This is a genomic window from Pandoraea norimbergensis (assembly GCF_001465545.3).
Lineage (GTDB): Bacteria > Pseudomonadota > Gammaproteobacteria > Burkholderiales > Burkholderiaceae > Pandoraea > Pandoraea norimbergensis.
In genome coordinates this window covers 4327443-4348023 of the sequence record NZ_CP013480.3, presented here as the reverse complement: position 1 = coordinate 4348023, position 20581 = coordinate 4327443, and the positions used below count along the sequence as shown (strand labels likewise).

Genomic DNA, 20581 nt, shown 5'->3' with positions numbered 1-20581 from the left:
TGGCGTCATGGGGGAGGGCGATTCAACTCACCACCCCCATCACGACGCTGACAGTGTGCTCACGACCGTCGTCGACCAAGGCGACGCGTTTCGACCCCGGCGGCAGTCGTTCACCGTCGACATCGATCGAAGCAATCCCCTGAGTCACCCCCTGCGGGTTCGTGAACGTCACGAGATAGCGCGACTTGCCATGCCGGTAAGTGAGTCGGAATTGCCGCCACTCGTGCGGGATGCAAGGGGCGAGTGTCAGCGACTCGCTGTGCTTTTTCACGCCGAGGATGTATTCCACCGCGCCGCGATACATCCATCCGGCGGAACCCGTGTACCACGTCCATCCGCCGCGCCGCACGTGGGCGGGGGCGGCGTAGACATCGCCCGCCATCACGTAGGGTTCCACCTTGTAGGCGTGTACACCCGCGCGGGTGCTCGCATGGTTGATCGGATTGAGCATCTTGAACATCTCGCTCGCCCGATCGCCGTCGCCGAGCATGGCGTGCGCGATCATGCACCACGCAGCCGCATGGGTGTACTGGCCGCCATTCTCCCGCACACCCGGCACGTAACCCTTGATATACCCGGGGTCCAGCGGTGTTTTGTCGAACGGCGGTGTCAGCAGCAGCACCAGATCGTCGCCGGAGCGCACCAGATAATGCTCGACCGATTCCATCGCACGGCGCTGCCGTTCGGCTTCTCCCGCGCCGGAAATCACACTCCAGCTTTGCGCGATCGAGTCGATACGGCACTCGGCGTCACCGGCTCTGCCCAGCGGCGTGCCGTCGTCGAAGTACGCGCGCAGATACCATGCGCCGTCCCAAGCGCCGTTGTTCAACGCCGCTTTCAGCTTCCGAGCGTGCTCGCGCCATCGCTTGGCGGCGAGTGTTGCGCCGCGTGCGTCGGCGATGGGGGCGAATGCGCTCAGCGTGGCGTACAGAAACCAGCCGAGCCAGATGCTTTCGCCCTTGCCTTGATAACCCACGCGATTCAACCCGTCGTTCCAGTCGCCGCCGCCGATCAACGGCAAACCATGCATGCCCGTGGTCAGGCTGCATTCGATAGCGCGCTCGCAATGCTCGAACAAGGTGCCGGTCACCGAGCTCACTGTCGGTGCGAAGTACGCGTTCTCATCGTCTGCCGGGACCGACGGCCCCTCCAGATATGGCACGCGCTCGTCGAGTACGGCCAGATCGCCGGTCTGGTCGAGGTAGTGCGCCAGCACGTAAGGGAGCCACAACCGGTCGTCGGAAATATGGGTGCGCACGCCGCGATCCGCCGGCGGATGCCACCAGTGCTGCACATCGCCCTCTGCGAATTGATGCGCCGCAGCTTTCAGCAAGTGGGCGCGTGTCAGGTCGGGGCGAGTGAGCGTCAGCGCCATCGAATCCTGAAGCTGGTCACGAAATCCGTAGGCACCGCTCGCCTGATAGAACGCCGTGCGCGCCCACATGCGGCACGCGATGACCTGATACAGGAGCCAGCCGTTCACCATCAGATCGGCGGTGCGATCGGGTGTCTCCACTTGTAGTTGAGTCAGGATGTCGTGCCACTGCGTCTTGGCGTCGGCCAGCACGTCGAGCGGTGGCTGCCGGCGGTATTGCTGGATCCATTGGCGTGCCGAGTCGCGATCGGCCGCCTGACCGAGCATGAACGTCAATTGCACGCGCTCACCCGGTGCCAGTGAAACCTGTGTGAGCAGTGCACCACACGGGTCGAGACCCGCGCCGGTCCAGTTGCTTAGCGATACCTCTCTCGCGAGCGCCACCGGCTGTGAAAGATTGCCATTTCGGCCGATGAACTCGGTTCGATCCCCGGTCCAGCCGGTTTGTTTGCCGAGCCAGTCGATAAACGCGATGCGCTCGCCAAACTCGGCGTTGCGGCGATTGCTTGCCAGCATGGCGCCGGTCGCCGGATCGATCTCGGTCACGATGAACGGGGCATTGGCGGCACGATCGCTGCCAAGCACCCATTCCACATAGCCCGTCACCGAGAGCTTTCGATGATGCCGTGACCGGTTCTCGAGCGTGAGCACCGAGAGCTTGACCGGGTCGTGCCAACTGACGAACTGCGTCAACTCGCTTCTGATGCCATGCGCGGTGTGCTCGAATCGGCTGTAACCGTGACCGTGGGCTGCGATGTATCGCGTGTTTTCCAGACGAATCGGCAACGCCGTTGGCGTCCACAGCTCGCCGCTCTCGTCGTCACGCAGGTAGAACGCTTCGCTGCAAGGGTCCGCGACGGGGTCGTTCGACCACGTCGTCAGTTGGTTCTCGTGACTGTTCTCCGCCCACGTGTAGCCGGCGCCCGACTCGGAGACCTGAAAGCCGAAATTCGGGTTGGCCACGATGTTGATCCATGGCGCCGGCGTGCGCTGGCCCCGGCCCAGTACGGTGACGTATTCCGCACCTTGTTCGGCGAAGCCACCCAGCCCGTTGAAACACTCCAGCACCGGCAGCGCGGCGGGGGTGTCGTCGACGTCTTGTGCACGTTCCGCATGAACGTGGGCGACGGGCACGACGCGGCGGCTCTCGACGCGACGCATACGCACCACCTGTTCTTCCAAACTGCCTTGCTTGGCACCCGCCAGCACCGCGCGTGCAGTACTGAGCAACAAGGTCAGTTCGTCGGGCGCCATCGCATCGGCGCGAAGCACGAAGATGCCACCATGACGCGATCCGGGGGCCGGCGTCACCTGCGCGCCGCTTACCATCGTTTGCAGCGCGCCTTGCAACTCTTGAATGTAAGACACCTTGCGCTCGTTCAATATCACCAGATCGACCGGCAGCCCCTTGCCCTGCCAGTACTCATGCGCGCGCAGCAGTTGTCTGACGGTGTCGCGGTCATCCATATCGTCCACCCGCACCAGCACGATCGGCAGGTCGCCAGAGATGCTGAACTTCCATAGCGCCTGCACGCTCAGCGTGTTGCGCTTGAGAAGGTCGCCGCCGGGGCGCATCACGGGGTCTGAATAAAGCACGCGATTGGCGAGGTACTGGAAGAGGTGGGCCTCGTCGGCGGTGATGCCCAAGTGATGCAGATTGACCTGACCTTGCGTCCACGCGAGCGTCGAGGCGCGCTCGAAGCACGCGGGGTCGTGGTACTTGTCGGTCAGATCGCGGATGGCGTCCTGCGAGTCGGCCACCATCGTGGCAAAGACAATATGTTCGGTCGCGCCTGCCGCAATGGTCACGCGCTTGCGCAGGCTGAAAATCGGGTCGAGCACCGAGCCGACGGTATTCGACAGCGGCCGGCCGTCCATGATCGCAACGGCATTGCGGATTGAACGGCCACGCCCTAGGAAGCAGACCCGATCGGTTTCGTATCCGACGTTATCGCCCGGCGTTGCGCTTGCCAGCACGTGTGCGGCCCAGACGGGGGTGTCCGTGCTGCTGCGCGGGCGTCGCATGGCAACCAGCCCGTGCACTTCGGGCAGATATTCGGTCTGGACAAACAGGTTGGAGAAGGCCGGATGCGCCGCGTCGGTCGCCATCGGGGCGAGCACGACTTCGGCATAGGAGGTCACTTCGATTTCGTGACTGTCGGCGCCCGCGTTGGTAATCGACAGACGCCGGATCTCGGCGTTGTCTTCGGGCGAAACCATGATCTCCAGCGACGTGATGATCGAGCCTTCCTGACGAACGATGCAGGCACGGTCTTCCGAGAACGACACCTCGTAGCGTTCGGGGTCGAGGCCCAGCGGCTGAAACGCGGCGGACCACACCTCGCCGCTCGCGGTATCGCGCAGGAACAGGTGGCTGCCCCACGCATCGCAGGTCGGGTCTTCGCGCCAGCGTGTGACGGCGAGGCCGGCACAGAGGCTGTAGCCCGAACCGGCCGTGGTGACCATCACCGAGTACTCGCCGTTGGACAGCAAGTGGGTCGACGGGATGGCCTGATTGGCGGACTGATAGCGCCGCACTACCGGCACGGTCGTCTGGGCGGCGCGCACGGTATCGGCCACATCGGGGGTCAGGTCGACGACGCCGATTTCTCGCGGGTTGGCCTCATGCAGCAGGAGGTCGGCGGCGTGCACCAGCGGCTGTCGATGAAAGCGCTGACGCATGACGCCGCCGAGCAGCACGTTGGCCATGGCCACCAGCGCCATGCCTTGGTGATGGGCCATGTAAGTGCGAACAGGCACAGCGGTACAGTTTTGCGGCAGTCGTGAGGGCGTGTAGTCGACCGCGTCGTAATAGCCGTAGACGCCACGACCACCGGCCGCGTCGAGGCGCTGAAAGTTGGCAACGGCGTGGGGCGCGTCAAACATGGCCGCGAGGGCCGTGGCATAGGGCGCGATGACCAGATTCTGCGCAAGGCCGCGCTTGAGCGCCAGTTCCGGCACGCCGAACGCCGCGTATTGATAGGTCAGGGACCGGTCGCGCACGTTATAGACGGACTCCGAGATGCCCCAAGGTACATCGCGCTCGCGGCCATACGCCCGTTGGCACGCAACGGCCAATTCGCAACTCAGGTCCAGCAGGCTGTGCCTCGGGTATTGCATCACCAGCGAGGGCATCAGATATTCGAACATTGACCCCGACCACGACATCAGCACCGCCGACCGGCCATACGGGATCATGCTGCGTCCCAGCCGGAACCAGTGCGTGGCTGGTACGTCGCCTTTCGCAATGGCGATAAAGCTCGTCAGGTGGGCTTCGGAAGCCAGCAGGTCGTAGTACGAATTGTCGAGTTCGACCTCGTGCACCCGGAAGCCGACGGCAAACAGCCGTCGGTCGGTGTCGAACAAGAACTGGAACTCCATCTCGTCGAACAGCTTGCGGGCCATCTGCGACACCGCACCCAGTCGTGCGACGATCGCCGCACGCGCGGTGGTGTCGACCGGCTCGGCGGCGCTGGCTTCATCGTCATCGTCGGGCGCAGTGTCTGTGACAGGCGCCGCATGCAGCGGCAGGTCGCGCAGATGGCTGCTCACGTCGGCACGGATGGCATTCGCCCACGCGAGTACCTCACTGTGCGCGGCGTCCCCGCGCTCTTGGGCGAAGGTTTGAGCCAGATCGACCAGCGTGGTCGCCAGCGAGTCCAGCAGATGCCAGCGCCAGCGCCAGTCCTCGGTCGCCGTGGCAGGGGGCGTGGACGGGCCGCCGACCGTCGCGGTGGCGCTCGGCGGTGCGATCAGCGTTTGTTCGAAGGCATCGAGTCCTTCGAGCAACTGGCTGCGATTGACGGTGAGCGTGCGCCGGTCGTCACGCTCGCGGTCGATGGCGTCGCGCAGCAGCCGGGCGGCATCGCGCACGCCATCGAGCTGGGTCGTCGAACAGACCGATTGCCGGGCCATGTCTGCACAGCCGCCCATGACGGCCAGCAGATGGGCCGCCAGATTGCCGCTGTCGACGGTCGATACGTATTGCGGCAGCAGGGGCTCAAGCGTTTGCGTGTCGTACCAGTTGAAGAAATGTCCCCGGTAGCGGGGCAACTGCGCCAAGGTGCCCAGCGTCGCCTCCAGCCGCTCGATGGCTTCCATCGTGCCGATCCAGCCGAAGTCACGTGCCGACAGCACTGACAGCAGATAGAGGCCGAAGTTGGTCGGCGAACTGCGATGCGCGACGACGGGCAGCGGGTCTTCCTGAAAGTTGTCCGGCGGCAGATGGTGCTCGGCATCGCTCACGAACGTGGCAAAGAAGCGCCAGATGCGCCGGCCAGCCATTCGCATCGCGGGCACGTCGCTGGCGGCAAGGCGGGGCAGCGGCTTTAGCCACGCAGCGTGGCTGATCCATTGCGCAATCAGTGGCGAGACCGCCCACGCCAGCAGAAAGGGCGCGGCAACAAACAGACTGTGCGGCCGCCAGTACGCCACGGCCGCAGCGGCCAGCCCGGCGATGACGATGGCACCGCGCAGTGACCAGAAAAACTCACCGACCGAGCGCCCGGCCAACAACTTGGTCTGCGCGGCCGTGACCCACTCCAACAGGCGCCGGCGCGAGATCAGCAGGCGGTAGAGGGTGCGCGCGATGGCGTCGGCGGCCAGCCAAGCGTGGTTGGCCAGCATGGTGACCACGATGGCTGTGTGGCCGATGGCCCAGAGCACGTCGCGTCCCACCGCCCGCCAATGACTGCGCAGCGAAATGCCTCGCTCGCCCGGAAACAGGCCGTGACCGATCATCACGATTGCGGGGGCGCTGATAGCGAGCAACACCAGACTCGTCCATACGCCGACCGGCGCATTCGTCAGCATCCAGCCGCAGAGCAGCGTGCCGAGCATCGCAGGTGCCGACAGTGAGCGCCGCAGGTTATCCAGCATCTTCCAGCGCCCGACAGCAGGCAGCTTCTCACCGTTCGTGCCGAACAACCACGGCAACAGTTGCCAGTCACCGCGTATCCAGCGGTGCAGACGGGCCGCAGCGACCTGCGCGTTCGACGGGAAGTCTTCGAACAATTCGATATCGGTCACCAGCCCGCAGCGCGCGAAGATACCTTCGAACAGGTCGTGGCTGAGAATGGTGTTCTCGGGGATTCTGCCCGTGAGCGACGTTTCGAATGCGTCGACGACATACAGCCCCTTGCCGATGTAGCTGCCTTCGCCAAGCAGGTCCTGATAGACGTTCGACACGGCACCCGCATACGGATCGATACCGCACGGGCCGGAGAACAAACGCTGATAGACCGACCCTTCGTGAAGCGTCGGCAACGACGGCGTAATGCGCGGCTGAAGTACGCCGTAGCCTTCGACGACACGACGCGTCACCGGGTCGATCCCCGGTCGATTGAGCGGATGGGCGGCAGTGCCTACCAGTTGGCGCACCGCATCGATCGGCAGCCGCGTGTCGCTGTCGAGGGTGATGACGTAGCGCACGTCAGTGGGGGCTTGCGGTGGCACGCCGTCGATGTCCACGAATGACGTGTCGGTGGCGCCGCGCAACAGACGATTGAACTCGTGGAGCTTGCCGCGCTTGCGCTCCCACGCCAGCCACTTGCGCTGCGCCTCGTTCCACAGACGGCGACGGTGGAACAGGAAGAATCGCGGCGAGTTGCCACTCACATGGGCATACCGGGCGTTAAGCATCGCGACACGCTCACTCGCAGCCGTCAGCAGCGGCAGGTCGCTCTCGAGATGCTCCGAATCGGCGTCTTTCCAATCGGAGAGCAGCGCAAAGTACACGTCGCCCGCCGCATTGGCGAGATAGTGCAGTTCGAGCTGATCGACTTGCTCGTTAATGCCCGCTTCGTTCGTCAGCAGCGTGGGTACCACGACAAAGGTCTTCAGCGTTGAAGGAACCCCCTGCGCGAGCGCCATGCGGGGCAAATGGCGCGGCACGATCAACTTGGTCAGTATTTGATCGATCGCCATGACGGCCAGATCGGAGGCAGGGATGGCGGCGAAGATGGCGAGCAGCAGCAGCCCGAGTACGCTCACGCCGGCCTGATGGCTCAGCCACAGCGGGTTGGCCAGAATCAACGCGCTCAGGCCGACGATCGAGGCGATGTAGAGCGCCGATCCACGTGACGTGTAGGCGCGAAGACAGCGTTGCGCGAACGGCACCCGATAGCCGATTTCGCGCTCGAATTCGCGTCGCCCCGCTGCCAGCAGGTAATAGCCCGGATCAGCGCGCCGTTGCATGTCATGACTAGCGGTTGCCTGATCGAGTCCGTTCGGCGGGCGCGTGGACGGGTGCGCCATCGCGTGGGCGGCGGCTGCGGCCTTGGCATTCAACGCGTCGGCAACGGCCAGCTCGGCGAGCGGCGAACGCGCGGCCAGTGTCTCGATCTCATGCCGGTATTGGTCGCGCGTGGCGAAATCCATCTCGGCGTAGCCGGGGTTGCGGCGCAACTGCGCGTCGACAAGACTCACGTCCTCGAACAGCGGCTGCCAGTCGAACGAGCGCATATCGCGCAGGCTGCCGACCAGGTTGCGCACCGACATGTTGGCCGCCGCCTGACTCGCGTGCTCTGCCTGCACGACGTCGTCCGACGAATGTCCCTGCCGCGCCAACTGCTCGTTTAGCCATTGCAGCGAGGTGTCCTGATAGCGCAGGCGCTGAATCAACTGCACGGCGAATGCGGGTTCGAACGGTTCGACAAAACGCGGCGGGCTGCTGACCGGCGGCCCCGCCGCCTGCGGAATGCGAGCGTCGAGGGCCAGCAGGTCGTCGGCGTACTTGTCGGCGGCTTCGCGGCTGGCTTGCGTGCGTGTGACGTGAACACTCAGGCGCCGCAGGTTCTCGATCATCACGGCGCGCAGGGTCAGCGGCATGGCCCATAGCTCGGCCATCGTCAGTGGCTCTACCTTTTGATAAGCCAGCACAAAACAACGCAGCAGTGTGGGGTCGAACCGGCTGTCGGTGTGCGCCACAAACGCCCACATCACGCCGTAGATGCGTGGATACCCCCTGAGTGGTCCATCGAGCAACTGCGGAAGATTTCTATAGGAGCGCGCGCCAAGCCCGTGGCGCACTTCGGTGAACTGGCCGGATACGGCCCGGAAGTTGTCGAGTAGCCACTCGGCAGCGGGTGTGATCGAGCGGCGGCGCAAGGTGGCTTGCGCGGTGGCGTCGTAACAATGGCGCAACACGCGCTCATTGTCGGCGGCGCGAGAGGCGAGGGCACGTGCATTGGGGGCGCGCGGCGAGATTCGCTGGGCCTGGGCAAGACTGACGGCGTGTTGCTCAAGCCGTTCACGGCTGAACAATTCCGCCCGAATCGGTGACTCTGAGGGACCGAAGTCGTTGGCTGCATGATTCACGCCCATAAAGCGCGAAATGCGCGGCAATTCCCACATATTGACGTCTCCGGAGCGGCAAGCATCGGCCCTTTTCGGTGAAAAGGGCATCCGCCCTTTATCCGCTGGCGTCGCTGGGATGTCCGTCCGCTAGCGGACGGACACGCCTCATGTCGATGTGCGTACGCCAGCGGACCGACGACGCGTGTCGAATCGGAGAGGCTCGATGCAGGCGTCTTCCCGTTCGTTATTGCCCGTGGCGAGCGAGCGTGAAACCAACGACGCAGTCCGAAACTTCAACGCAGTGAGAACGCTAAACACCATGAGCGAAGACGCATATGCCAATGCCGGACGTCCCGAATTAAAGGCGAGGTTGACCGAGCTACCCGCGTGGCATGCCCTGACGCAACACGTTGAGCGCATGCGACGGGTGCATTTGAGACAGCTCTTCTCGGCCGATGCCACCCGAGGGGAGCGTTTTTCGCTGCAAGCCTGCGGGATGTACCTCGACTATTCCAAGAACCTGATCACCACCGAGACGATCGATCTGCTCGTCTCGCTCTCAAACGCCTGCGGGCTGCCCCGGCAAATCGAAGCGATGTTCACGGGGCAGAAAATTAATGTGAGCGAGGACCGCGCGGCGCTGCATATTGCGTTGCGCGCACCGCGCACGGAGACGATCCTGCTCGATGGCCGCGATGTCGTGGCAGAGGTGCACGCTGTGCTCGACCGGATGAGCGCCTTCACCTCGGCCGTGCATCGCGGTGAATGGCGTGGCTACTCCGGCAAACGTATACGCAATGTTGTGAACATCGGGATTGGTGGGTCGGACCTCGGCCCGGTAATGGCCTATCACGCGCTGCGGCAGTACGCGTCGCAAGAGATGGTGTTCCGCTTCATCTCGAATGTGGACGGCAGCGACTTTCTCGAAGCGACGCAGGACCTCGACGCCGCCGAAACGCTCTTTATCGTTTGCTCGAAGACCTTTCGCACGAAGGAAACACTGACCAACGCCGCCACGGCACGTGAATGGATCGTGCGCTCGCTGGGCGACGAGCGCGCGGTGGCCCGGCATTTTGTCGCCGTGTCGACCAATGTCGAAGCCGCCGCGAAGTTCGGCATCGACGCGCGGCAGTTGTTCGGCTTGTGGGACTGGGATGGCGGCCGGTATTCCATGGATTCGGCCATCGGCTTGTCGACCATGCTCGCAGTGGGGCCTGAAAATTTCCGATCGATGCTCGGAGGATTTCACGCCATGGATCAGCATTTCCGCACGGCGCCGCTGTCGCAGAACCTGCCCGTGCTCATGGGGCTGTTGTCCGTCTGGTACAACAACTTCTTCGATGCGCAAACCGCTGCTGTGCTGCCCTATGCGCACGACCTGCAACGCTTTCCGGCGTACTTGCAGCAATTGACCATGGAGAGCAACGGCAAGCACGTGACGCTCGACGGTGCGCCCGTCGACTACCAGACCGGCCCGATCTACTGGGGCGAGCCGGGGACCAACGGCCAGCATTCGTTCCATCAACTGCTGCATCAGGGCACACGCATGGTGCCGTGCGACTTCATCGGATTTTGCCGGGCCACGCATCCAATCGGCAATCATCAGGAACTGCTGCTGGCGAATCTGTTTGCGCAGACCGAAGCGCTGGCGTTCGGCAAGACCAACGACGAGGTGTGGGCCGAGGGCGTGCCCGACTGGCTGGTGCCCCATCGCGTATTCGAAGGCAACCGGCCAACCAATACCCTGCTGGCCGATGCGCTCGATCCCGCCACACTCGGTGCGCTGGTGGCGCTCTATGAACACAGCGTGTTCACGCAGAGCACAATCTGGCATATCGACGCCTTCGACCAATGGGGCGTAGAGTTAGGAAAATCGTTGGCCGAGCGCACGCTGGCCGCGCTCAACGGCTCGGTGGCACCCGCGCTCGACAGTTCCAGCCGCGCATTGATTCGATACTGCCGCGAACGCCGCGCACGGTAGCCGAATGCCAACGTCGTCATTGCAGCACTCAGCATCTTCACTCGCTTGATCAACGACAGGAGGAACGCTATGCAAGTTGGCATGATTGGATTGGGGCGTATGGGCGCAGACCTTGTGCGCCGTCTGACACGTCACGGTCATCAATGTGTAGTTCATGATGTGCGCCCCGCGGCGGTGGAGACATTGCAAGCCGAGGGTGCCACCGGCGCAGAATCGCTCGCCGCGATGATGTCGATGTTGAAAGCGCCTCGCATTCTCTGGTTGATGGTGCCGGCGGGCGCCGTCGAAGCGACGCTTGCAGAACTGACCCCGATGCTCTCGCCGGGCGATATCGTCATCGATGGCGGCAACTCCAGTTTTCGCGATGGGATTCGGCGTGGTGCCGAACTCGCCGAAAAGAACGTTCATTTTGTCGACGTCGGCACCAGCGGCGGTATCGCCGGACTGACGCGCGGCTATTGCCTGATGATCGGCGGCGAACAAGACATCGTGACTTACCTGACGCCGATCTTTCGTGCCCTTGCGCCGGGCGGAAACGCCGGCCCCGGGGCGGCAAACGTCACGCCGTCGCCCAACGGACATGCGCGGGACGACGATAGCGCCACGGCCGAATACGGTTATCTGTATTGCGGCCTGCATGGCGCAGGGCATTTCGTGAAGATGGTCCACAACGGCATCGAGTACGGCATGATGGCCGCCATCGCCGAAGGCCTGAATATCCTCAAGCAGGCGGGCATCGGCAAGCACACGCACGAGGTCGGTGCCGAGACGACGCCGATGCGAAATCCCGAGTACTACCAATACGACTTTGCGCTGCCCGAGATTGCCGAAGTGTGGCGGCACGGCAGTGTGATCGATTCGTGGTTGCTCGACCGGATTGCCAACGCGTTGCGCAAAGACCCTGCCCTTGACCAGTTCACCGGACACGTCTCGGATTCGGGCGAGGGCCGCTGGACGCTGGAAGCCGCCATCGACGAAGCCGTACCGGCCCCTGTGTTGAGTGCGGCGCTGTTCTCGCGCTTCAGTTCGCGCGGGCAGGCGGGGTTTGCGAACCAAGTGCTGTCGGCCATGCGGCAGGAATTCGGCGGCCATGCAGAGGCATCGTCCCCGTCACCATCGTCGCCGCCCGCAAAAGATGCCTGAAAGGGCCAATCGAGGAATCGCATGATGAGCGCGCCGCATGACGTCGTTTTCCTGCTCGACGTTGATAACACCCTGCTGGACAACGATCGCTTTCTGGCCGACCTGAAAACGCGCCTGACCGAATCGTTTGACGACGCCATGTGCGCGCGCTATTTCTCGATTCTCGAATCGCTGCGCTTGCAGATCGGCTACGTCGACTACCTTGGCGCGCTTCAGTGTTTTCGGCTGGACGACATCAACGACCCGCGCATGTTGTCGATGTCGGCGTTCCTGCTGGACTATCCCTTCGAGACGCTTCGGTATCCGAGCGCACTGGCAGTCATCGCGCATCTGCATCGATGGGGACCGACCGTCATCGTGTCTGACGGTGACGCCGTTTTCCAACCACGCAAGATTGCGCGTGCGGGCTTTTGGGATGCCGTCGAAGGTCGGGTGCGCATTTACGTGCACAAGGAACTGATGCTCGACGCCATCGAGAAAGATTTTCCGGCGCGGCGCTACGTGATGGTGGACGACAAGCTGCGGCTGTTGTCGATCATGAAGGGTGTCTGGGGAGAACGGCTGACAACGGTGTTCCCGCGTCAGGGGCACTACGCGCTCGACGCAGAAGCGATCGCCCGCTACGCCCCGCCGGACATCACCATCGAGCGCATCGGTGACCTGCTGGCAGAGGACTTCTCTGCGCTAAATGTCAGCACCGAGCCAGTTGCCGCACGCTCACGCTAGTCGATTTCCAATGCGGGGTGATTCGATGGAGCCGTCAGTCATACAACAACAAGATCCCGACCTGTTGTGCATCAACACGCTGCGCACGCTTTCGATCGATGCGGTGCAAAAGGCGCAGTCGGGGCATCCGGGCACGCCCATGGATGCAGCCCCGACGCTTTACTGCCTGTGGCAACGGTTTCTGCGCTACGACCCCGGCCATCCGCACTGGCTAAATCGAGACCGCTTTGTGCTCTCCAATGGTCACGCCTGCGCCTTGCTCTACAGCCTGCTGCACCTGTGCGATGTGAAGGGGGAGGACCCCGACGCGCCGACACCGCAAACGTACGACGGTCTGGCCATCACGATGCAGGACCTGACGACGTTCCGTCAGGCGGGCAGCCATTGCACCGGGCACCCTGAGTACGGCTGGACGACCGGCGTGGAAACCACCACCGGGCCGCTGGGGCAGGGCATTGCCACCAGCGTCGGCATGGCGATTTCGCAGCGATGGCTCAGTGCCACCTACGATCGCCCCGGGTTTGCGTTGTTCGACCATAACGTCTACGCGCTATGTGGCGATGGCGACATGATGGAAGGGCTGGGCGCGGAAGCGGCGTCGCTGGCGGGCCACCTGAAGCTGGCCAACTTATGCTGGATCTACGACGACAACCACATCACCATCGAAGGCTCGACGCGACTGGCATTCACTGAAGATGTCGCGGCACGGTTCGTCGCTTACGGCTGGTATGTGGAACGCGTGAGCGACGCGAACGACCTCGCGCAATTGAGCGCGGCGTATCAGCGTTTTCTCGATACGGACGACGCGCCAACCCTGATCGTTGTGCAAAGCCATATCGGCTACGGTGCACCGCACCGGCAAGACACCCGCGAAGCGCACGGCGAGCCTCTGGGCGAGGCCGAAGTCCGGCTGGCCAAGCAGTTCTACGGCATGGATCCGGATAAACAGTTCGACATACCGGACGGCGTGACAGAACACTTGCGCGACAACTTCGGTCGCCGTGGAGCCGAGGCCTACGCCGAATGGGTGACTCAGTTCTCAGCCTATCGCGCGCAGTATCCCGATCTGGCGGACGCGCTGGCGCAGATGAGCGCCCGCAAGTTGCCCTCGGACTGGGACGCCTTGCTACCCACTTTCGATGCACCGGCACCCGACATCGCCACGCGTGCCGTATCGGGCAAAGTACTCAATGCCATTGCCGCACGTGTGCCGTGGCTGATCGGCGGCGCTGCCGACCTGTCGCCCTCGACGCTCACACGGCTGACGTTCGACGGTGCGGGCGATTTCCAGCCGCCTGCGCCGGATGACGACGGCACGTATGCCGGCAGGAATTTTCATTTCGGCGTGCGCGAGCATGCCATGTGCGCCATTGCCAATGGCATGAGTCTGTCGTTGCTGCGCCCGTTTGTGTCCAGCTTTCTGATCTTTACCGATTACTGCCGGGCAGCGTTGCGGCTGGGCGCGATGATGGAGTTGCCGCTCATCACCATCTGGACGCACGACTCCATCAGTCTCGGAGAGGACGGGCCGACGCATCAGCCAGTGGAGCAATTGGCGTCGCTGCGCGCCATGCCGGGCATGATCGTCATGCGCCCGGCCGATGCCGGCGAAGTGGTGGAGGCGTGGCGATTCATCATGACGCTGCGCCACACGCCGGTCTGTCTGGCCCTGACGCGCCAGCCGTTGCCCGTGCTGGACCGAACTCGCTACGCCAGTGCCAGCGGGGTCTCGCGCGGCGCCTATGTGTTGATCGACGCCTGCGTTGACGCCGGTCTGGAAGACACGACGCCCGACGTATTGCTGCTCGCCTCGGGCAGCGAAGTCGCGTTATGCGTGGCTGCCTACGACGAACTCCGGCGTGAAGGCATTCTGGCGCGTGTGGTCAGCATGCCGTCGTGGGAGGTGTTCGAAAGCCAGTCGCAGGCGTATCACGATAGCGTGCTGCCGCCCGAGCTCGCAGCCCGTGTGGCCGTCGAAGAGGCGTCGTCGTTCGGATGGGAGCGCTATACAGGCATCGGTGGCGCCATTCTGGGCCTGCACACCTTCGGCATGTCGGCACCGCGTGAAGCGCTTGCGCGCCACTTCGGCTTCGATGTTACCCATGTCGTCGCCGCCGCCAAGGCGCAGATCATGAGCCATGGCGTCAAGCCTCGCTCACCCGCCAACATTGCAGGGAAAACACCATGAATGATTTGTTAATGCCGACGCAAACGAGTCCGCCGGACAGTCCGTTCGCGGGCAAGACGCTGTCGCCGGATCATCTCGTCAATATCGCCCGGCTGGTCACGGCCTACTACGTGCGAATCCCCGATGCGGAAGTGGCCGCGCAGCGCGTGGCGTTTGGCACGTCGGGCCATCGCGGCGTGTCGTCACTCGCGACCTTCAACGAAACACACGTGCTCGCCGTCTGTCAGGCAATCTGCCGCTATCGCAGTGCGCACGGCATTGATGGCCCGTTGTTCCTCGGCATCGACACCCATGCGCTATCGGAACCCGCGTTCGCCAGTGCGATGGAAGTGTTCGCCGGCAACGGCGTCGATGTGATGGTGGCCGCCGGCGGCGAATACACGCCGACGCCCGCCGTCTCTCACGCAATCCTGACGCACAACGTCGGGCGCACTGCTGGCTTTGCCGATGGCGTGGTCATCACACCGTCGCACAATCCGCCGGACAACGGCGGCATCAAGTACAACCCGCCGAATGGCGGTCCGGCGTCGTCCGAAATCACCGGCTGGATCGAGGCGCAAGCCAACGATCTGCTGCGCGACGGGCTGCGCACGCTGCCTCGCGTCAGTTTCGACAAGGCGATGCGCGCTTCGACGACACACGGCTACGACTTTCTGAACAGCTATGTCGACGACTTGCGTCACGTCGTCGACATGACGTTGCTGCGCGATACGGGCATTCACATGGGGGTCGATCCGATGGGCGGGGCGGGCGTGCATTACTGGCAGGCGATCGCCGATCGTTACGACCTGAATCTCTCAGTCACGCGCCAGACGGTCGACCCGACCTTCCGCTTCATGCCGGCCGATTGGGACGGGCAGATTCGTATGGACCCGTCGTCGCACTACGCGATGCAGCGCCTCATCGCGCAGAAAGACAAATTCGACGTGGCGTTCGCGTGCGATACCGATCACGACCGCCACGGCATTGTGGCGCCGAGCGTTGGCCTGCTGCCTGCCAACCACTATTTCTCGGTGCTGGTTCAGTACCTGTTTGCCGAGCGTCCGGACTGGCCAGCTAGCGCAGCAATTGGCAAGACTGTGGTCGGCAGCCAGTTGATCGATCGTCTGGCGGCGAAGCTCGGGCGGCGGCTTTACGAAGTCCCGGTTGGATTCAAGTGGTTCGCACCCGGGCTTCTCGACGGCTCGCTGGCGGTCGCGGGCGAGGAGAGCGCAGGCGCGAGTTTTCTGCGCCGGGATGGCACGGCTTGGACCACAGACAAGGACGGCTTGATTCCGGCATTACTGGCGGGTGAGATGACGGCGCGCACCGGGCGCGACCCCGGTGAGCTTTACGTGAAGTTGACCGAAACCCTCGGGGCGCCCGTCGAGGCGCGTCGCGAGGCGAGCGCCACGCCGGCACAGAAAGCCCGCCTCGCCGCGATGTCGCCCGGCCAGATCCATTCGACACGGTTGGCAGGTGAGCCCATCAACGCGATCCTCACACGCGCCCCCGGCAACGATGCGCCCATCGGCGGGCTGAAAGTGATCACCGATCATGGCTGGTTCGCGGCGCGTCCTTCAGGCACCGAGAGCATCTACAAAATCTACGCGGAGAGCTTTCTGGGCGACAGCCACTTGCAGCAATTGCTGAGTGAGGCACAGGCACTCGTCGATCAGGCATTGGCGGGGGACGCGGCCAATACGTCGACGTGATCGCATGGGCGTTGCCGTTCGCCGCCACCCGCCGCCACCCGCCGCCTATTGCAGCAGCGGGGGCAGCGCCTCCTTCAGAAAATCGACCAGCGCGCGCACGGCGGGCATCATGCCTCGCCGTGTGGGGAACAGGATGGCGAGGCGGCCTTCCCGGGAGCGCCATTCCGGCAACACCCCCTGCAACAGACCGGCGTCCATTTCGTTCGCACACGCATACAACGGCATGCTGGCGATGCCCATGCCGGCCAAAGCGGCTTCCTTCAACGCGGCAATGTTGTCGCTTTGCAACCGCGTGTGAGCGATCGGCGTGGTGACGGTGCCGTCCCCGCCGATCAGCCGCAACGACGTGACCGGCTCGTTGATCGACGCGTAGACCATCAGGTCGCCGTGCGGTAGCGCATCCGGACGATCGATCGCCGGGTGACGCGCCAGATAGGCGGGGCTCGCGACCAGCCCCCAGCGCACCGTGCATAACGGGGCCTGCACCAGACTCGACGACTCCACTTCTACCGCCATCCCTCGCACGACGACGTCGATGTTTTCTTCGATGAGATCCACCTGCCGGTTACTGGCCTGCACGGCCAGCCTGACCTTGGGGTACTGCTGCATGAAGCGGGGCAGCAGCTTGGCCAGCACGATGTCGGTCACGACGACCGGCATGCTCACGCGCACGAGGCCTGAGGGCTCGACGGTGCGCTGCCGCACCGCATCTTCACCCGCGCGGGCCTCCGCGATCATGGCTTTGCAATGCTCGTAGAGGTCCTGACCGGCGTCGGTCAGGCTCAGCCGCCGCGACGTGCGGTGGAGCAGGCGCACACCAAGGTTGGTTTCCAGATCGGTAATGCGGCGGGAAATTCGCGACTTGCTGATGCCGAGCCGGTCTCCCGCCGCGGTAAATCCATGCTGCTCAACCACCTGCGCAAACAGATAGAGGTCATTCAAATCGACAGAAACGGGGTTCATCGGGCATCCGCAGGGACAGGTGGGCAATATTCATCGTTCTATACATGCAACGATTGGTTGTCAAATGACATATTTATCTATTGTCGTTGCGTAAATATGATTCATTTCAACCGGTGCCGATGGGTACCGGACAGTCAGGCGGCGGCACAGAGATGCAGAGGTGCCGGGCCTTTTCCAGATCCAGATGCCTACGTTTCCCCAAAGACCATGAAAACCAATCCTCTCCTGAAAGCCGCTGCGCTCGCCGTTGCCGTCGCCACCACTTCCGCTGTGACGGCGACTACCGCCAGCGCAGCCCCTGTCGCTAATGCTGCCAATGCCACCAACGCTGCCAGCGCTCTAGCTCCCTCGGGGGCACCGTACTCGCTGCTCTCGCGTGATAACACCGTGCTGGTGCTGGTCGATCATCAGATCGGCCTGTTCACCGGCGTGCGCGATATGGATGTCGGCCAACTCAAGCACAACGTCGTGGCGCTGGCCAAGGCCGCGAAGACGCTCGGCATTCCGGTCATCATGACGGCCACCGTACCCGACGGCATGTGGGGCCCGACCATCCCCGAACTGACCGCCGCATTGCCGGGCGTGCCGGTGATTGCCCGGACGTCGATCAACGCGTGGGACGATCCCAACGTGCGTGCCGCCATCGAGAAGACTGGCCGCAAGCAGGTGTTGATTGCGGGCGTGTCGCTGGAAGTCTGTGCCACGTTCCCGGCACTGTCGCTCAAGGCGGCAGGCTACGATCCGCGTGTCGTGCTGGATGCCTCGGGCACGTTCACCGATGCGAAGCGCACAGTCGGCCTGCAACGACTCGCCGGTGCTGGCATTCCCGTCACCGACTACGCCACGGCGGGCGTGGAAATGCTGCACGGCAACGACGATCCCAAGGCTGCACAGGTCTACGCCGATCTGGATATGCCGTTTGCCAACCTCGTGTGGCAGTACAAGAGCGCGCTGAGCAAGTAAGCCGATATGAATCCGTTCGCACGTATCTCGAAAGTCGTCACCGGTCATGACATGACCATTGGCGACGCCTTTCGGGCCAAGCACTTTGAAGAGCGGGCATTCGACGGCCTGATGGACCCGGTCGTCATGCTCGATCACTTCCACATGACCGGGCCCACGTTTGCACCGCATCCGCATGCGGGCATTTCGGCGGTGACGTATATGTTCGAGGACGCCGTGGGGGCTCACGTCAACTACGACTCGCTCGGCAATCACGGGCCGATTCATCCGGGGGCGTTGCACTGGTTCGCGGCGGGGCGTGGTGCCGTACATACGGAGCAGCCCGAAGGCGAGAATCAGCATGTGCATGCGTTGCAGATTTTCGTCAATCTGCCTGCCAGCAAGAAGTTCGATGCGCCCTATGCCGTGCATGCAGAGCCCCATGAAACTCCGGAGTTCAGGACGAAGGGCGTGCGTGTGCGGGTGGCGTCAGGCAGCAGCAATGGCGTGGTAGCACCTCACACGCAGCAACTGCCCGAGCCGTTCACGCTGCTCGATGGTTTTCTCTGGCCGTTGGCCGAATTCAGCCATGATCTGCCGCGGGGGTGGAGCGCGATGATCTATGCGGTTTCGGGCGGCTTGCTCGTGACGGTCGATGAGGACGTGCGGCACTTGAGCGAGGGCGAGGCCATCGCCGTGGCTTTCGACGAACACGCGACGCAGGAGGCGATTGCCGTTCGGCTCGCCGCCGAGGGGGACAGCCACTTTGTCGTGCTTTCCGGTCCTGCCCTGCACGAGCCGATCGCCAAGCATGGCCCGTTTGTCATGAACACCCGTGAACAGCTTGAGGACCGGATCAAGGCGTATCAGCGAGGTGAGCTCGGGCAGCTTGTGATGCCACCGGTTCCGACTAACCACGAACCACGGTAGCGATATGCCGGGGTCGCATGGGGCGGTGCATCCCGTTTCGTTGCAATTCTCATCAACGGCGATGCGGGGTCATCGACTTCGGCTATGCTGGCGGACATATGTGAAACACAGACCCCCCGTCCCGTAGCTATGTCCATTTCGGCCGTATTCATCAGCATTGCGATTCTGTCGTGCGTCATGAGCGTTGCCATTCTTGGCTCGCTCTTCCAGACGGGCGTCCCGGGAATACGCTTATGGGGCGTCGCCAGCGCCATGCTAGCCGTCACGGCGGGGCTACTGCTGGCCGGGCCGACCGACATGATCGTCGTGGTGGCAAGCAGTCTGCTGGTGAGCGCCTCGATGCTCGGGCTTTACGGCTTCCGGCAATTTCTTCATACCCGAACCACGTTCGCCTGGGAATACGTGGCGGTCGTCGCCATTCTCGTGCTGCTGGTCTACTGGACCTTCCTGTCGCCCCACGTGGACGCGCGCAGCGCCATGGTCTCCGGGTTCATCGCCTATGTGCGGTTCCAGATCGGCTGGATGGTGTTGAAGTACCGGCCCCTCGGCAGACCCAAATACGCTTACTACTTCGTGTCGATCGCAGCCGTGCTGGGTGCCGTCGTGCATGGCGTGCGCTGCATTGCCTACGGACTGGGGTTTGCCCACGAAACCGTGTTCTTGCAGGCGACGCCGTTGAACGTCATGTTCCTCGGCATGGCGACGCTGACGCTGCCGTGTTTGTCGGTCGGCATGGTGATGCTGGCGCATGACCGTCTGGCAGACCGTATGGAGCGACTGGCCACGTTCGACGACCTGACCGGCGTGCTGGCACGACGTGCCTTCATCGCGCGGGCGGAGGCCATCCTCGAAGCCGCCGTCGCGACCCGGTCCACGTTATCGATTGCGATCCTCGACATCGATAACTTCAAAGTCACCAACGACCGGTACGGGCACGCGGCGGGCGACAAGACGCTCGCCCACGTGGCGTCAGTGATTTCTCGCGAAGTCCGGCAAGGGGATTTGGTTGGCCGCATCGGCGGCGAGGAGTTCGCGCTGCTGCTGCCGTCGACGACGCGCGAAGACGCCGGCCGCCTCGTCAACCGGTTGCGCGCCATCGTGGCAGCTTCCGGGGCGGGCGTTCAGGGGCGCGACGTGGTGTCGACCCTGAGTGCCGGTGTCGATGAATTCGGTGACGGCGATACGTTGGCCGCCGTGATGGCGCGAGCCGACGCGGCCCTCTATGCCGCGAAAGCTAACGGCAGAAACTGCGTCGTCGTCGCGCCATCGGTGGCGTACCGGTCGCTCGCGTTGATGGAAGCGTCGTAAGCGTCGTAAGCGCGTAAGTGTGTAAGTGTGTAAGC

The 20581-nt window shown here is 63.5% G+C and carries 10 protein-coding genes; 8 read left to right on the top strand and 2 right to left on the bottom strand.

Annotation, left to right across the window (positions count from 1 at the left end):
* Positions 1-22: 22 nt before the first annotated feature.
* Positions 23-8728 carry a GH36-type glycosyl hydrolase domain-containing protein gene (locus AT302_RS18990; RefSeq protein ID WP_064675114.1) on the bottom strand — a complete coding sequence of 2902 codons (8706 nt, stop codon included), beginning with the start codon at positions 8726-8728 and terminating at the stop codon, positions 23-25.
* Positions 8729-8990: 262 nt separating this feature from the next.
* Between AT302_RS18990 and pgi the strand changes: the two genes are divergently transcribed.
* From pgi to pgm, 5 genes are all read left to right on the top strand, one after another.
* On the top strand, positions 8991-10652 hold the full coding sequence (gene pgi / locus AT302_RS18985) for a glucose-6-phosphate isomerase (protein ID WP_058379783.1): 1662 nt from the start codon (positions 8991-8993) through the stop codon (positions 10650-10652).
* A gap of 69 nt (positions 10653-10721) precedes the next feature.
* Entirely contained in the window at positions 10722-11795 is a 1074-nt protein-coding gene (gnd, locus tag AT302_RS18980) for a phosphogluconate dehydrogenase (NAD(+)-dependent, decarboxylating) (protein WP_058379782.1), read from the top strand.
* A gap of 24 nt (positions 11796-11819) precedes the next feature.
* Positions 11820-12521 carry an HAD family hydrolase gene (locus tag AT302_RS18975; protein WP_058379781.1) on the top strand — a complete coding sequence of 234 codons (702 nt, stop codon included), beginning with the start codon at positions 11820-11822 and terminating at the stop codon, positions 12519-12521.
* 25 nt (positions 12522-12546) lie between these two features.
* Positions 12547-14709, top strand: a complete 2163-nt coding sequence (gene tkt / locus AT302_RS18970) for a transketolase (RefSeq protein ID WP_058380432.1) — start codon at positions 12547-12549, stop codon at positions 14707-14709.
* The gene (pgm, locus tag AT302_RS18965; protein WP_237171968.1) at positions 14706-16403 is read left to right on the top strand and encodes a phosphoglucomutase (alpha-D-glucose-1,6-bisphosphate-dependent); all 1698 of its coding nucleotides are present in this window, start codon (positions 14706-14708) and stop codon (positions 16401-16403) included. Before tkt ends, pgm begins: the two co-directional genes overlap by 4 nt.
* A 45-nt stretch (positions 16404-16448) precedes the next feature.
* On the opposite strand, the gene AT302_RS18960 is transcribed toward pgm, so the two are convergent.
* A complete protein-coding gene (locus AT302_RS18960) occupies positions 16449-17366 on the bottom strand; it encodes a LysR substrate-binding domain-containing protein (protein WP_058379779.1) in 918 nt (305 codons plus the stop codon).
* 207 nt (positions 17367-17573) lie between these two features.
* Here AT302_RS18960 and AT302_RS18955 point away from each other — a divergent pair, with 207 nt between their 5' ends.
* The 3 genes from AT302_RS18955 (at position 17574) to AT302_RS18945 (ending at position 20546) form a co-directional block, all read left to right on the top strand.
* Positions 17574-18329: an isochorismatase family protein gene (locus tag AT302_RS18955; protein WP_058379778.1), complete on the top strand. Its 756-nt coding sequence runs from the start codon at positions 17574-17576 to the stop codon at positions 18327-18329.
* A 6-nt stretch (positions 18330-18335) separates the two neighbouring features.
* Positions 18336-19238, top strand: a complete 903-nt coding sequence (locus tag AT302_RS18950; protein ID WP_058379777.1) for a pirin family protein — start codon at positions 18336-18338, stop codon at positions 19236-19238.
* A 129-nt stretch (positions 19239-19367) separates the two neighbouring features.
* Positions 19368-20546 (top strand): GGDEF domain-containing protein, encoded by a 1179-nt coding sequence (locus AT302_RS18945; RefSeq protein WP_058379776.1) that lies wholly within the window; start codon positions 19368-19370, stop codon positions 20544-20546.
* Positions 20547-20581: the final 35 nt, after the last annotated feature.